Source organism: Flavobacterium tiangeerense (assembly GCF_007830355.1).
Lineage (GTDB): Bacteria > Bacteroidota > Bacteroidia > Flavobacteriales > Flavobacteriaceae > Flavobacterium > Flavobacterium tiangeerense.
Genome location: NZ_VLKO01000002.1, coordinates 351659 through 365279, shown reverse-complemented (window position 1 = coordinate 365279; position 13621 = coordinate 351659). Strand labels below are relative to the sequence as shown.

Annotated in this window: 15 protein-coding genes; 5 read left to right on the top strand and 10 right to left on the bottom strand. The window is 34.4% G+C overall.

The annotated features are described in order from the left end of the window. The 6 genes from IQ05_RS03270 to IQ05_RS03245 all read right to left on the bottom strand — a co-directional run. Positions 1 to 284 (bottom strand): ISAon1 family transposase N-terminal region protein (locus IQ05_RS03270; RefSeq protein ID WP_144889776.1); only part of this gene is annotated, 284 nt, incomplete at its 3' end. After that, entirely contained in the window at positions 268 to 465 is a 198-nt protein-coding gene (locus IQ05_RS03265; RefSeq protein WP_144889773.1) for a hypothetical protein, read from the bottom strand. The genes IQ05_RS03265 and IQ05_RS03270, both read right to left, overlap by 17 nt. A gap of 399 nt (positions 466 to 864) precedes the next feature. Continuing rightward, complete coding sequence (gene truB, locus IQ05_RS03260; RefSeq protein ID WP_144889771.1) at positions 865 to 1569, bottom strand: tRNA pseudouridine(55) synthase TruB; 705 nt, start codon at positions 1567 to 1569, stop codon at positions 865 to 867. A 6-nt stretch (positions 1570 to 1575) separates the two neighbouring features. Then, entirely contained in the window at positions 1576 to 2385 is an 810-nt protein-coding gene (locus IQ05_RS03255) for an undecaprenyl-diphosphate phosphatase (protein WP_144889769.1), read from the bottom strand. Then, positions 2386 to 2628, bottom strand: a complete 243-nt coding sequence (locus IQ05_RS03250) for a DUF3098 domain-containing protein (protein ID WP_144889767.1) — start codon at positions 2626 to 2628, stop codon at positions 2386 to 2388. A 55-nt stretch (positions 2629 to 2683) separates the two neighbouring features. Next, positions 2684 to 3559, bottom strand: coding sequence for a cell division protein FtsX (locus tag IQ05_RS03245; RefSeq protein ID WP_144889766.1), 876 nt, complete (start codon positions 3557 to 3559; stop codon positions 2684 to 2686). Positions 3560 to 3778: 219 nt separating this feature from the next. On the opposite strand from IQ05_RS03245, the gene IQ05_RS03240 reads away from it, so the two are divergent. Then, positions 3779 to 6883 carry a leucine--tRNA ligase gene (locus IQ05_RS03240; protein ID WP_144889764.1) on the top strand — a complete coding sequence of 1035 codons (3105 nt, stop codon included), beginning with the start codon at positions 3779 to 3781 and terminating at the stop codon, positions 6881 to 6883. A gap of 167 nt (positions 6884 to 7050) precedes the next feature. Continuing rightward, positions 7051 to 7737: a zinc metallopeptidase gene (locus IQ05_RS03235; RefSeq protein ID WP_144889803.1), complete on the top strand. Its 687-nt coding sequence runs from the start codon at positions 7051 to 7053 to the stop codon at positions 7735 to 7737. Between the two features lie 95 nt (positions 7738 to 7832). Here IQ05_RS03235 and IQ05_RS03230 read toward each other — a convergent pair whose 3' ends face one another. The 3 genes from IQ05_RS03230 to IQ05_RS03220 all read right to left on the bottom strand — a co-directional run bounded on the left by IQ05_RS03230 (position 7833) and on the right by IQ05_RS03220 (position 9905). Then, positions 7833 to 8303 (bottom strand): Lrp/AsnC family transcriptional regulator, encoded by a 471-nt coding sequence (locus IQ05_RS03230; protein ID WP_144889762.1) that lies wholly within the window; start codon positions 8301 to 8303, stop codon positions 7833 to 7835. Between the two features lie 168 nt (positions 8304 to 8471). Further along, positions 8472 to 9221 carry a uroporphyrinogen-III synthase gene (locus IQ05_RS03225; RefSeq protein WP_144889760.1) on the bottom strand — a complete coding sequence of 250 codons (750 nt, stop codon included), beginning with the start codon at positions 9219 to 9221 and terminating at the stop codon, positions 8472 to 8474. A 12-nt stretch (positions 9222 to 9233) separates the two neighbouring features. After that, the gene (locus IQ05_RS03220; protein WP_144889758.1) at positions 9234 to 9905 is read right to left on the bottom strand and encodes a DUF4271 domain-containing protein; all 672 of its coding nucleotides are present in this window, start codon (positions 9903 to 9905) and stop codon (positions 9234 to 9236) included. A 105-nt stretch (positions 9906 to 10010) separates the two neighbouring features. Between IQ05_RS03220 and IQ05_RS03215 the strand changes: the two genes are divergently transcribed. The 3 genes from IQ05_RS03215 to IQ05_RS03205 are packed head-to-tail and all read left to right on the top strand — an operon-like array spanning position 10011 to position 12508. Further along, on the top strand, positions 10011 to 10736 hold the full coding sequence (locus IQ05_RS03215) for a polyprenol monophosphomannose synthase (RefSeq protein ID WP_144889756.1): 726 nt from the start codon (positions 10011 to 10013) through the stop codon (positions 10734 to 10736). A gap of 9 nt (positions 10737 to 10745) precedes the next feature. Next, positions 10746 to 12086, top strand: coding sequence for a dihydroorotase (locus tag IQ05_RS03210; RefSeq protein WP_144889754.1), 1341 nt, complete (start codon positions 10746 to 10748; stop codon positions 12084 to 12086). A 5-nt stretch (positions 12087 to 12091) separates the two neighbouring features. Next, the gene (locus IQ05_RS03205) at positions 12092 to 12508 is read left to right on the top strand and encodes a DUF4296 domain-containing protein (protein ID WP_244289516.1); all 417 of its coding nucleotides are present in this window, start codon (positions 12092 to 12094) and stop codon (positions 12506 to 12508) included. Position 12509: 1 nt separating this feature from the next. Here IQ05_RS03205 and IQ05_RS03200 read toward each other — a convergent pair whose 3' ends face one another. Then, entirely contained in the window at positions 12510 to 13535 is a 1026-nt protein-coding gene (locus IQ05_RS03200; protein WP_144889752.1) for an NAD-dependent epimerase/dehydratase family protein, read from the bottom strand. Positions 13536 to 13621 lie beyond the last annotated feature (86 nt).

The following is a 13621-nucleotide window of genomic DNA, read 5'->3' as shown; positions in this document are numbered from 1 at the left end:
CAATCTCTAAAAACTACTTGTCCAGTATCTTCGTTGAGCCATCTTCGGCGTGTGATATGCAGATAAACTTGATGACCTCGAATGGGAAAGTCTTGAACTGTTATCTGGTCAAAAAAACCTTTTGAGCTTAATTTACTCTCCCGATATTCTTTAGGAATAGAATTGATTTCTTTTAAGTATAGATGAAGTATTTCTTGGTCTTTTTCATAAGAAGTTAACTCAAAATAATCCACAATAATCTCTGGTAACAACAACTTGATAAGTTCTTTAAAAGAATCCTGCATTTCTGTATTTTTTAAAATACAAATAACCGGTTTTTAATATTTCCCCACAACTTTCAGACTTGATCCGTTTCAACGCCAATCCCAAAGTAATACTCTCAGTTTCTTTTTGATTTTTAAAAGCAATATCATAGTGGCTCATTTCTATAAAAAGAACCAAATCATCAGTAGTTTGAATCCCCAAGCTTATTTTTTTGTAAGCACCATTTAATTATCCTCTGCCAAGAGCAGTTACTTTTTCTAGTCCTAGTTCTAATGCAATACGGGTTTCATCACTACTTTTTGGACTCAATAAAAGATTTCCAAAAACCGGTACTAGAATAATTTTTTCAGACTATTTCAAGTCTATTCCGGAATGGATTCCTAAAGCAATCCATTTCTTAGGTTCTAAACCAATACCTGTTTTGCTATTGATTCCATCTGGTAGAAACCAACAAGTAACAGTATATCTATTGTTATTTTATGCTCCATTTTTTTGATTTCCTTTTATAGGTATGGCAACATCAAATTGAACGAAGGAGCGTGTTTTGTTTTGGGAAAAACCAAAAAAAGGAAACAATAATATAATAATGAATACGTTCAATTAAGGGGTATTTGAGGTAAGACTTTCTTCAAAATCAAGAACGTTAATGCCGTTTTTTACATCATAATCGCCTATTTTTGTTCGTCTTAAAACCGTTAAGTGAGAGCCAGATTGCATGGCTTTTCCAAAATCAAACGCTAGAGAACGAATGTATGTACCCTTGCTACAAACTACTCTAAAATCTATTTCGGGAAGTGCAATTCGGGTAATTTCAAATTCATGTATGGTGGTTTTACGGCTTGCAATTTCAATACTTTCTCCTGCACGTGCGTGCTCATACAAGCGTACACCGTCTTTTTTTATTGCCGAAAAAATAGGAGGTACTTGATCAATTTCGCCTAAAAATTGTTTTACCGTCTCATGAATTAATTCTTCGTTGATATGTGCAGTAGGGAAGGTTTGGTCAATTTCTGTTTCTAAATCATAAGATGGCGTTGTGGCCCCTATGTAAAAAGTCCCCGTATATTCTTTGGCTTGGCCTTGAAGTTCTGTAATTCGTTTGGTAAATTTTCCGGTGCAAACTAACAATAAACCACTTGCTAATGGATCCAAGGTTCCGGCATGGCCAATTTTGAATTTTTTTGGCAAACCTACTTTGTTAATCAAAGCATATTTAAGCTTATTTACCGCTTGAAAAGAAGTAAAATGCAAAGGTTTGTCAATCAATAAAATTTGACCTTCTAGGTACTCATCAGCTGTTTTCAATAGGAATTATTTTAAATACGAAAAGTAAATTAATAAAAACACACCCACAATAATACGGTACCAGCCCCATGGCTTAAATCCATATTTTTTTATGATTTCAATAAAAAACTTTATGGCAATCACAGCAACAATAAAAGCTACCACATTACCAATTAGGAAGAGTTGAATGTTTTGATCTGATTTTAAAATGAGTTCGTAGCCTTTCATTTGTGAGCTCTCGTACGTCTTTAAAAAAACAGAATAGCAGGTCACTGCCATCATAGTAGGAACAGCTAGAAAAAAAGAAAATTCTGCAGCAGCATGACGGGATAAACCTTGCTGCATTCCACCTATAATTGATGCGGCAGATCTACTCGTGCCTGGCATCATAGCTAAACATTGCCAGAAACCAATGGTTACCGCTTTTTTTATAGAAATGTCCTCTTCTTTTAAAACCGTTGGGTTTTGAAAATAGTTGTCAATAAAAAGTAAAACAACACCGCCTAAAATAAGAACAATCGCAATTGGTATAGGATTTCCTAAGATGGCTTCTATTTTATCATCAAATAATTTCCCCAAGACAAGCGCAGGTATAACAGCGCAAATAAGTTTGAGGTAAAAATTAAATTTAGAAAAATCAAAGAATTTTTTCCAATACAATGCTACTACGGCCAATATGGCTCCAAATTGTATAGAAAATTGAAACAGTTTCACAAAATCGTCTTCTTGTATTCCAAAATAAGAACTCAAAAAAACCATATGCGCGGTAGATGATACCGGAAGATATTCAGTCAATCCCTCAATAATAGCTATCAAAAAAGCTTGTAATGTATTCATTTATGCTTTTTTTGGATTTTTTAAAATAGCGTAAATGGTTATCCCAAAACCTATTAAAACGGTTGTTGGCGCTAGTCTAATTCTTCTAAAATTGAAGATATCTTCATTAAAAACTGTTGAGTCTTCACTTCCTCCGCCTGACATTAGAATAAAACCTAAGGCAATGACTCCAATACCTATTAATAAGATTTTGTAGTTTACTTTCTCAAACAAAAATTCATTTTTTTTATCTTTATCTTCCATTTGTAAATGCTGTTGTTTTTTACTTAACCCTGTAACTGAGAACTGCGACTGAATACTAATAAAGGTCGTCAGTTCTTAAATTTAAAAATCGTTGTGTGGCAAAATAAGTACTCAACCAAGTAATTAAAATTCCAAAGCCTAATACAGCTACTAGTACCAAAGCAATAAGTCCTTTATCTTCAAGGATTCCTAGATTAGGAAAACTGGTTTCTACATAAATCAAAACACCTATCAAAGCCAATACAGCAAGTGCCGCACCTATGATACCCAGTTTAACACTTCGCATTACAAATGGTTTACGGATAAAAGATTTTGTTGCACCCACCATTTGCATCGTTTTAATGATGAATCGGTTAGAGTGTATGGATAAACGCAAAGAGCTGTTAATTAATAAAACGGCAATAACAGCAAGAAAACTACTTACTATCAATATCCACATACTTACTTTTTTGATATTGTCATTCACTAAATTAACAAGTTGCTTGTCATATACAATATCAGATATCATAGCATTTTTTCTAAGACCAAATTCTATTTTTGCAATGCTGTCTTTTACTACGTAGTCTCCCTTTAAATGAATATCATAAGAGTTTTGCAAAGGGTTTTCACCTAGGAAAGTCATAAAATCTTCACCTATAATGTCAGTATGTTCTTTTGCAGCGGCTTCTTTAGTTACATATTTGTATGTTTTCACAAAAGGACTCCCTTTTAATTGGGTGCCAAATTGTTTGACAATAGTATCATTAGCTTCGTTCTTAAAAAAAACAGTCATAGCAATGTTTTCTTTAAAATCATTGGCTAGTTTTTTTGAATTAATGATGAATAATCCTAATATTCCCAGCAGAAACAAGACTAAAAATACACTTAATACTACTGAAAAATAAGAGGAAATTAAACGGCGTTTTTGGAAATTATCAAAGGAAGAACTCATAGTATGTTGAAATTATGGGGTAAAAATAATAAACAATTTCTTTATTTAAAGTTAATAACGCTCAAAGTTTCAACTTTCGTACAATAAACGTAAATTTGGCGCCTAGAAATAGTAGTCGCAGTAAAACTTAGAACCTCAGGTGCTCAGTTCCTCAGAACCTTATAAAAATGACCTGAGTTTAGGATAGCATGACTCAATTAAAAAACAATATAAAAAGGAATGAAATACAATCCCAACGAAATTGAAGCCAAATGGCAAAAATATTGGTTAGAAAACCAAACTTTTAAGGCCGAAAACAACGCTGATAAGCCTAAATATTACGTTTTAGACATGTTTCCTTATCCATCGGGAGCAGGTTTGCACGTAGGGCATCCGCTGGGATACATTGCCTCTGATGTGTATGCGCGTTACAAGAGACATCAAGGTTTTAATGTGCTTCATCCTATGGGTTACGACAGTTTTGGGTTGCCTGCAGAGCAGTACGCTATTCAAACGGGTCAACGTCCTGAGGACACAACTCGTGTGAATATTGACGGTGGTGTGGACAAAGAAGGAAACCAAATTGCGGGTTACAGAAAGCAATTGGATAAAATAGGATTTTCTTTTGATTGGAGTCGCGAAGTTCGTACTTCAAATCCAGATTATTACAAGCACACACAATGGATTTTTATCCAATTATTCAATTCTTGGTACAATAAAAACAGCGATAAAGCAGAAGATATTTCAACCCTAATTGCCTTATTTGAAAAAGAAGGTAATGCAACTGTCAATGCAGTTTGCGATGAAAATACAGATGCTTTTTCAGCCGCTGAATGGAACGCTTTCGCAAAAGCGACTCAGGAGAAAATCCTTTTGCAATACCGATTGACGTATTTAGCGGAGACGGAAGTAAACTGGTGCCCAGGATTAGGAACGGTTTTGGCCAACGATGAAATTGTAAACGGTGTTTCAGAACGTGGTGGATTTACAGTAGTTCGCAAGAAAATGACCCAATGGAGCATGCGCATTTCGGCTTATGCAGAACGCTTGTTGCAAGGTTTGAATGATATCGACTGGAGCGAAAGTATTAAAGAAAGTCAAAGAAACTGGATTGGGAAATCAGTTGGTGCAATGGTTAAATTTAAAGTCGAAAGTCAAAAGTCGAAAGTCGAAAGTGAAAAGCAAATTTCAGACTTAGAACTAGGGACTAAGGACTCTTTCATTGAAGTATTCACAACAAGACCCGATACAATCTTCGGGGTGACTTTTATGACTTTAGCACCAGAGCATCCTTTGGTTCAAGAAATCACTACTGCCGAACAAAAAGCAGAAGTAGAAGCCTATATCGAAAAAACCTCAAAACGTTCTGAGCGTGAGCGTATGGCCGATGTGAAAACCATTTCGGGAGTATTCACAGGAGCTTTTGCAGAACATCCGTCTACGAAAGAACCGATACCGGTTTGGATTGGCGATTATGTTTTGGCAGGATACGGGACAGGCGCAGTTATGGCGGTTCCTTGTGGCGATGAGAGAGATTATGCTTTTGCGAATTTCTTCAAAGGGCAAAACGGAATGCCAGCCATCAAAAATATCTTTGATCAAGACATTTCTGAAGCGGCTTTTGGAGCCAAAGAAGGTTTTCAATTAGTCGATTCTGATTTTTTAAATGGATTAGATTATAAAAAAGGAACTCAAAAAGTTATTGAGGAATTAGAAAAAATAAATCAAGGAAAAGGAAAAATCAATTACCGTTTGCGTGATGCAGTTTTCTCTCGCCAGCGTTATTGGGGTGAGCCTTTCCCAGTTTATTATGTAAATGGCTTGCCGCAAATGATTGATGCGCAGCATTTGCCTATCATTTTACCCGAAGTTGAGAAATATTTACCAACTGAAGACGGTCTACCACCTTTAGGAAATGCTGCAGTTTGGGCTTGGGACAGTGTAAACAATAAAGTGGTCGAAACGAGTTTGGTTGATGATGCAACTATTTTTCCTCTTGAATTGAACACCATGCCAGGTTGGGCGGGAAGTTCATACTATTGGATGCGATACATGGATGCGCACAACGAAACCGAATTTGCAAGCCAAGAAGCCCTAGCCTATTGGGAAAGTGTAGATTTATACATTGGCGGAAGCGAACACGCAACCGGTCACTTGTTGTACTCTCGTTTTTGGAACAAATTCCTAAAAGACAAAGGCTTTGCTCCAACTGAAGAACCATTCAAAAAACTGATCAATCAAGGAATGATTTTGGGGATGAGTGCAAAGCCGTATATTGTTGTTCTTAATTTTGATGAAACTGTTTCAGAACAAGATAAAACTACTTTTATTGATAATAATGGAAGTAAAAATATTTTTATTAGTAAAGGTCTAATATCTAAGGTTGATAAAGATAAATTTTTACCATCTGATAAATTAAGTGCAGATTTAAAGGAACAAATTTTAACAAGATTTAATTTCGAAAACTGTAAAACCATTAATGAAACAAACACTTTGTTTAAGTTCAAAGTGTTAGACTTGCGTATTAATATTGACTATTTAGACGTGTCGAATAATATCAATTTTGAAACTTTAAGACAAAAAACGGATTTGCGGGTAGTAAATTTTGAGAAAAATGCAATAAAAGATAATATTGGTAACTTTGAAGTTGAGAGAGAAATTGAAAAGATGTCGAAAACTTATTACAATGTCGTGACTCCGGATTTTATTTGCACAGAATACGGTGCCGATACCTTGCGTTTGTATGAAATGTTTTTAGGACCATTAGAACAAGCGAAACCTTGGAATACAGCAGGAATTTCGGGAGTTTTTGGTTTCTTGAAAAAACTATGGCGTTTGTATTTCGATGAAAATGGTTTGATTGTGACCAATGACTCACCAACGAAAGACAACTTAAAATCATTACACAAAACCATCAAAAAAGTAGCTGAGGATATAGAAGGATTCTCTTTCAATACTTCGGTTTCACAGTTTATGATTTGTGTGAACGAATTGTCTACTCAAAACTGTCATTCTCGTGCCATCTTAGAACCATTGGCAATTGTGATTTCGCCTTATGCGCCGCACATCGCTGAGGAATTATGGTCTTTGCTAGGTCATGAAGGCTCGATAGCAGCGGTTGCTTTCCCAGTTTTTGATCCAAAACATTTGGTAGAAAGTGAAAAAGAATATCCAGTTTCTTTCAACGGTAAAATGCGTTTTACCCTAGTTTTACCTTTGGATTTAACCGCACCACAAATCGAGGAAATCGTAATGAAAGACGAAAGAACCATCAAGCAACTAGACGGTAAAACACCAAACAAGGTGATTATTGTTCCGGGGAAAATCATTAACTTGGTGGGATAGCTTATCAATTTCAATATTTAAAATTCCAAATTCCAATTTCACGATTGGGTTTGGAATTTTTTTTTTTTGACTTTTATTTAACGGATGCCAATTTGACATTAACAAAAAATGGTGCAGAATTTGCTATTTCTTTAGTAACTTTAATAAAAAATCTAAAAAACAAAGATATGGGAATGGGTTATTTAATTCTAGCAGGAGCAATAATGCTTTTTAGCTGGTTAGTTAGTTCAAGACTTAAAAGCAAATTTGAACACTACTCAAAATTACATTTGCAAAACGGAATGACAGGTGCTGAAATTGCAGAGAAAATGCTAGCCGATAACGGAATCAGAGATGTAAGAGTGATTTCAACTCCAGGGCGTTTGACGGATCACTACAATCCTGCTGATAAAACAGTTAATTTAAGCGAGGCCGTGTACAACCAGCGCAATGCTGCAGCTTCAGCTGTGGCTGCCCATGAATGTGGACACGCAGTGCAACACGCAGTGGGGTATGAGTGGCTTACCATGAGATCTAAACTTGTTCCTGTTGTAAGCGTAGCCTCTAGTTATATGCAGTGGATTTTACTAGCTGGAATCTTAATGATCAAGACTTTTCCGGGATTGTTATTAGTGGGAATTATTATTTTTGCGGCAACAACTTTATTTTCAATAGTTACTTTGCCAGTAGAATATGATGCTAGTAATCGTGCTTTGGCTTGGTTAGAAAACAAAAGAATGCTTACGCCTCAAGAACAGGCTGGTGCCAAAGATTCTTTAAAATGGGCAGCCAGAACGTATGTTGTAGCCGCATTAGGTTCTATAGCAACGTTGCTTTATTATATTTCAATATATATGGGAGGAAGAAGAGACTAATTCTCCAACTTTAATATAATTAATAATCAAATCCAAATTCCAATTTCAATAGAGTTTGGATTTTTTTATATTTCACAACTCACAACTCACTTTCCTCAAAGTTGTATTTGTCGATCTATTTGCTGGTCTAATGATATAAACGTTTCAGTTCTAGAAACACCTTCAATAGCTTGAATTTTAGTATTGAGTAAGTGCATTAAATGTTCGTTGTCTTTACAAATAATTTTAATTAATATAGACCAGTTTCCCGTGGTGTAGTGACATTCAAGAACTTCAGGAATTTTTTTTAAATCACGCACTGCTTCAGCGTTTCTTGCGGCCTTGTCTAGATATACACCTACAAAAGCCATCGTATTGTAACCGAGCACTTTGTTATTTACCGTGAATTTAGATCCAGAGATCACCCCCGATTGTTCTAATTTTCGCAAACGCTGGTGAATGGCAGCTCCTGAAATTCCTATTTTATTTGCAATTTGTAGAATTGGTTTTCTAGCATCTTCCATGAGGTCACGTAGAATTTCTTTATCGATACCGTCGATTTCTACGACTAAGGAATTTATTTTCATAGCTTATAAATTTAAACAAGATGATGATGTTTGGTTGATTTTGAAAACCAAATTTACAACAAATACTATTATGAGTAATGTTGATTAAAGAAATGTAGTGGGTAATGTATTGACATAAAAAAAGCCATTCAGATTTTGAATGGCTTTAATGTGTATGTTGTAAAAAAATTATTTTCCTTTATTAGCTTCGGTAATGTATTTTTCCAAAGCCATAGTCATAGAAGGTGTTGCTGGTGTTGGTGCAAGAATGTCTACTCTTAAACCATGATCTAGTGCTTCTTTTTGTGTTGTACTTCCAAAAACTGCTATGCGTGTATTGTTTTGCTCAAAATCAGGAAAATTCATAAATAATGATTTTATTCCGGTAGGACTGAAGAAAGCCAGTATATCATAATACACATCAGCAAGATCAGATAAGTCGCTCATTACCGTTTTGTAAAAAACAGCAGGAGTCCAATCAACCTTTAGAGCGTTTAGCGTTATTGGTGCATCAGCATTTAATTGATCCGAAGCCGGTAGTAAGAATTTTTCGTCTTTGTATTTTTTTATCAGCGGAGATAAATCAGCAAAGTCTTTTGGTCCTACGTAAATTTTACGTTTACGGTATACCACATATTTTTGTAGGTAAAAAGCAATAGCTTCAGATTGACAAAAATACTTTAATCCCTCAGGAACTTTATAGCGCATTTCATCAGCTACTCTAAAGAAATGATCAACCGCATTTTTACTCGTTAAAATAATTGCCGTGTAATGGTTAAGATCGATTTTTTGTAGTCGAATTTCTTTGGCATTTACTCCTTCTACGTGAATAAAAGGTCTGAAATCAATTTTTACTTTGTGTTTTTGTTGAAGTTCAAAGTAAGGAGAATTTTCCACTTTAGGCTCGGGTTGTGACACCAAAATTGTTTTCACTTTCATATTTAACGTTTTCTAAGCAACCCCTTTTGTAAACCAATAATACATAAAATAATAGGGTGCTATTTCAAAGGCGCAAAGATATAAAATAAAATAAAACAACTTACCGAATATTATATTTTGATAATTTTTTATTGAAATCAAATAGGTTAGTACATTGGCTATCAATATTATAGCAATTATAGCTAAAGGAAAATTTCTTGAAATTGTATCGTAATAGAATAAAATAATGTTAATAGGAAGTATTAAGAGTCCTATATACGTTCTGTAGGTAACTTTTTGAAGGTTAAATTGCTCCATGAATTCTTCAATATTGAAAGATGTAGCAATGATTTTTTCGATGAGGTATTTCGATAGGATAAAAAATATCAAAAAAGTGACAATTTGGATGTACATGATCCAATCTGTTTTCGAGGCATAACCAAACTGGCTTAACGCAATTAAGATAAAAAAAGCAAACGAAATGATTTGTACAAAAAATAGCGCAACAGTAAAACTACTCATTAAATGACTACTGTCACGGTAAATTTTAATGTATTTATTAGAAAAAATGAGATTGGCAAACTCACCAAATCTATTTTCAAATACAGATTTAGTGATTGCTATTATAGCAAATGAAAGAACAAATAGTGCTGTTGCCCAATCTTTGTTCTCAATGATTCTTGGATGAAGTACGGTTTCAATCATAGCCTTGCAAAATTACTAATTTTTATATCATTCTTTTTATTATAATTTTATTAAGGTTGAAATGGCATAAAATGGTTACTTTTGCACTGAATTTAGTTGAAAAAAATGAATGATTGTATAGTTATAATCCCTACCTATAACGAAATTGAAAACATTGAAAGTATCATAAGAGCTGTGCTATCACAACACAAGCTTTTTCATGTTTTAATAATTGATGATAACTCTCCAGATTATACTGCGGATAAAGTAGTGCTTCTCCAAAAAGAATTTGAAGGCCGTTTATTTCTTGAAAAAAGAGAAAAAAAATCAGGTTTAGGTACAGCGTATGTACACGGATTTAAATGGGCATTGCGTCATCAATACGAATTCATTTTTGAAATGGATGCAGATTTCTCTCACGACCCAAAAGACTTAGAAAAACTATACAACGCTTGTCATTTTGGCGATGCCGATTTAGCAATTGGTTCTCGTTATGTAACGGGTGTAAATGTGGTAAACTGGCCATTGAGTAGGGTATTGTTGTCTTATTTTGCATCAGTTTATGTGCGTTGGGTTACTGGAATGAAAATTCATGATGCCACAGCAGGTTTTGTTTGCTATAAGCGAAAAGTACTTGAGGAAATCAATTTAGATAAAATAAGATTTGTGGGTTATGCATTTCAAATAGAAATGAAATACCGTACCTACTGCAAGAAATTTGAAATTGTTGAGGTTCCTATTATCTTTACAGACCGAACAAAAGGGCAATCTAAGATGAGTAATTCCATCATTGTTGAAGCCGTATTTGGTGTAATTGCTTTGCGATTAAAAAAAATGATTAACACATTATAGAAAAGAAATATGAACAAGATTTTAATTAAGAACGCCAAAATTGTAAATGAAGGGGTAGTTTTTGAAGGGGATGTGTTAATTGAAAACGAAATCATTGTTGAAATAGCCGAAAGTATTAGTGCTAAATCTTCTGATTGTAAAATTATTGATGCCGAAGGGAATTTTTTAATTCCTGGAGCAATTGATGATCAAGTACATTTTAGAGAACCAGGACTTACGCACAAAGGCGATATAGAATCAGAGTCGCGAGCAGCTGTAGCAGGCGGAATCACCACTTATATAGAGCAGCCTAATACAGTACCTAATGCGGTAACGCAAGAAATATTAGAACAAAAATACGTTTTGGCTTCCCAGAAATCATTTGCCAATTATTCTTTTATGATGGGAGCTACAAATGATAATTTAGAAGAAGTTTTAAAAACTAATCCTAAAAATGTTGCTGGAATCAAGATCTTTTTAGGGTCTTCAACCGGAAACATGTTAGTAGATAATGAAGCTACACTTGAAAAAATATTTTCAAGTACTTCCTTGTTGATTGCCGTACACTGCGAAGACGAGACTATAATACGCACTAATTTAGCTCAGTATAAAGAATTGTATGGAGAGGACATACCAGTATCAGCCCATCACCTAATCCGAAGTGAAGAAGCGTGTTACATTTCCTCTTCAAAAGCAGTGGCTCTTGCCAAAAAAACAGGTGCTAGATTGCATATTTTTCATCTTTCTACGGCAAAAGAAATGGAATTGTTTACCAATAAAATTCCGTTAGAAGAAAAGAAAATTACTGCCGAAGTTTGTATTCATCATTTATGGTTTACCAATGATGATTATGCTACAAAAGGAAATTTGATTAAATGGAACCCAGCCGTTAAAACAGCTCATGACCGTAAAGTGTTGTGGGAAGCTTTGCTTGACGATAGAATTGATGTGATTGCAACAGATCATGCACCGCATACACTAGAGGAAAAACAAAAATCATATCTGGATGCACCATCAGGAGGGCCATTAGTGCAACACGCAGTAGTAGCCATGTTTGAAGCACACCATCAAGGTAAAATTAGCGTGGAGAAAATTGTTGAAAAAATGTGTCATAATCCAGCTAAGATTTTCAAAATCCACAAAAGAGGCTTCATTAAAGTAGGATATTTTGCTGATTTAGTTATTGTTAATGCAGGTTTGCCTTGGAGCGTAAAAAAAGAAAATATTTTGGCTAAATGTGGTTGGTCTCCTTTTGAAGGATTTACATTTAAATCCAGAATTACACATACTTTTGTAAATGGACAATTAGTTTACAATGCATTCAAGGTAAAGGACATTCGCGCAGGAAAACGTTTAGAATTTGAAAGATAATTATCATGATTAAACACTGTATCTCCGTAATATTTTTTCTTCTTTTATTGAGTTGTAAAGACCATAATGGCATTCCTGAACCTGAAAAGCTCATAGAGAAAGATGTTATGGTAGATATTATGTATGATTTATCGGTTTTAGAAGCCATAAAATACCAAAACCCTGCCTCTTTAGATTCTTTTAAAATCAATGCAAGTGCTTTTATTTTAAAAAAGTATAAGGTAGATAGTATACAGTATATGAAAAACAATAAGTACTACGCCGCTGATGATGAGCTGTACAAATCCATGTTTGAGAAAGTAATAAAACGTCTTGAAGCCGATGTTAAAAAAGCAGAGACTCAGGCTAAAATTGATGATAAAAAAGCTAAGTCAAAAAAAATAAAATTAAAACTGCTTCGACCACTGATACGGCAACAGTAAATTAAATCTTCTTTATCGGTTTAATAATCGATTGTAAATAGGGTTGTACAGCTGTAAAATTAAAATTGAGTTGCTGTTTTATTTTGTGGTTTGAATAGGTGTTTTGGGTGTATGTTGCCTTTGCTGTGATTTTAGATAGCTTTCTTTTAGTTCTAAAAACAACAGATGATAACCAGTCTAAACGCCATAAAGTTTCCATTAAAAATGGGCTTGCATGCGTGTTGGGTCTTTTTACATGTAATGCATCGGCCATAGTATTAAGTACATTTTGAAAAGTTATATTTTCAGCAATAATAATAAAACGTTCGTTTTTTATAGTGCTTTGCATCAATGCTACAACTATTTTTACAACATCTGTAACGGCAACAAATCCAGAGGTGCCTTTTGTATAATATTTTAATCCATTTTTTACTTGAGTTAATAATTGGCCACTTCCTTGTTCCCAATCTTTGTGATCTAGTACAGGTCCTAGAATCACTCCCGGATTAATAATTATAACATCTAGACCTTCTTGGTGGCCGCGCCACACTTCCATCTCGGCACCATATTTAGAAATGGCATAGTCACTATGGTTTTGTTCTGGGTTCCATTCTGTTTCTTCTGAAATGTATTTTTCGTGGGATAATAAATCACCAAGTGTTGCTATTGAACTTATAAAACACAATTTTTCAATACCGTAAGCAATACAAAAGTTCACCACGTTTGCGGTTCCTTCAATATTTATTTTCCGGAGTTTATTTTCGTCCTTTGGATCAAATGATATTAGAGCAGCACAATGGTAAACAGTTTTAATATTTTGAAAAGCAATTTCTAAAGATGGTACATCGGTTATATCTGCAGGAACCCATTCAATTTGCTGCAAGAGGAGCTCTTTTTTGTAAAAGGCAAATAAGGATTTTGTTTTCTCGATTGATGCAATATTTCGATAAATAGCACGTATGGTACTGCTTTCATTATTTTGATTTTCAATTAAATGAATCAATAAATGTGCGCCTACTAAACCGGTTGCTCCTGTAACTAAAATCATATTGTAAAAGTAATAAAATCAACGGCAAGGACAATGCCATTTTTAAGCGAAATTAGAAATCTGAATTTTTTTGAAATTATTTTTGG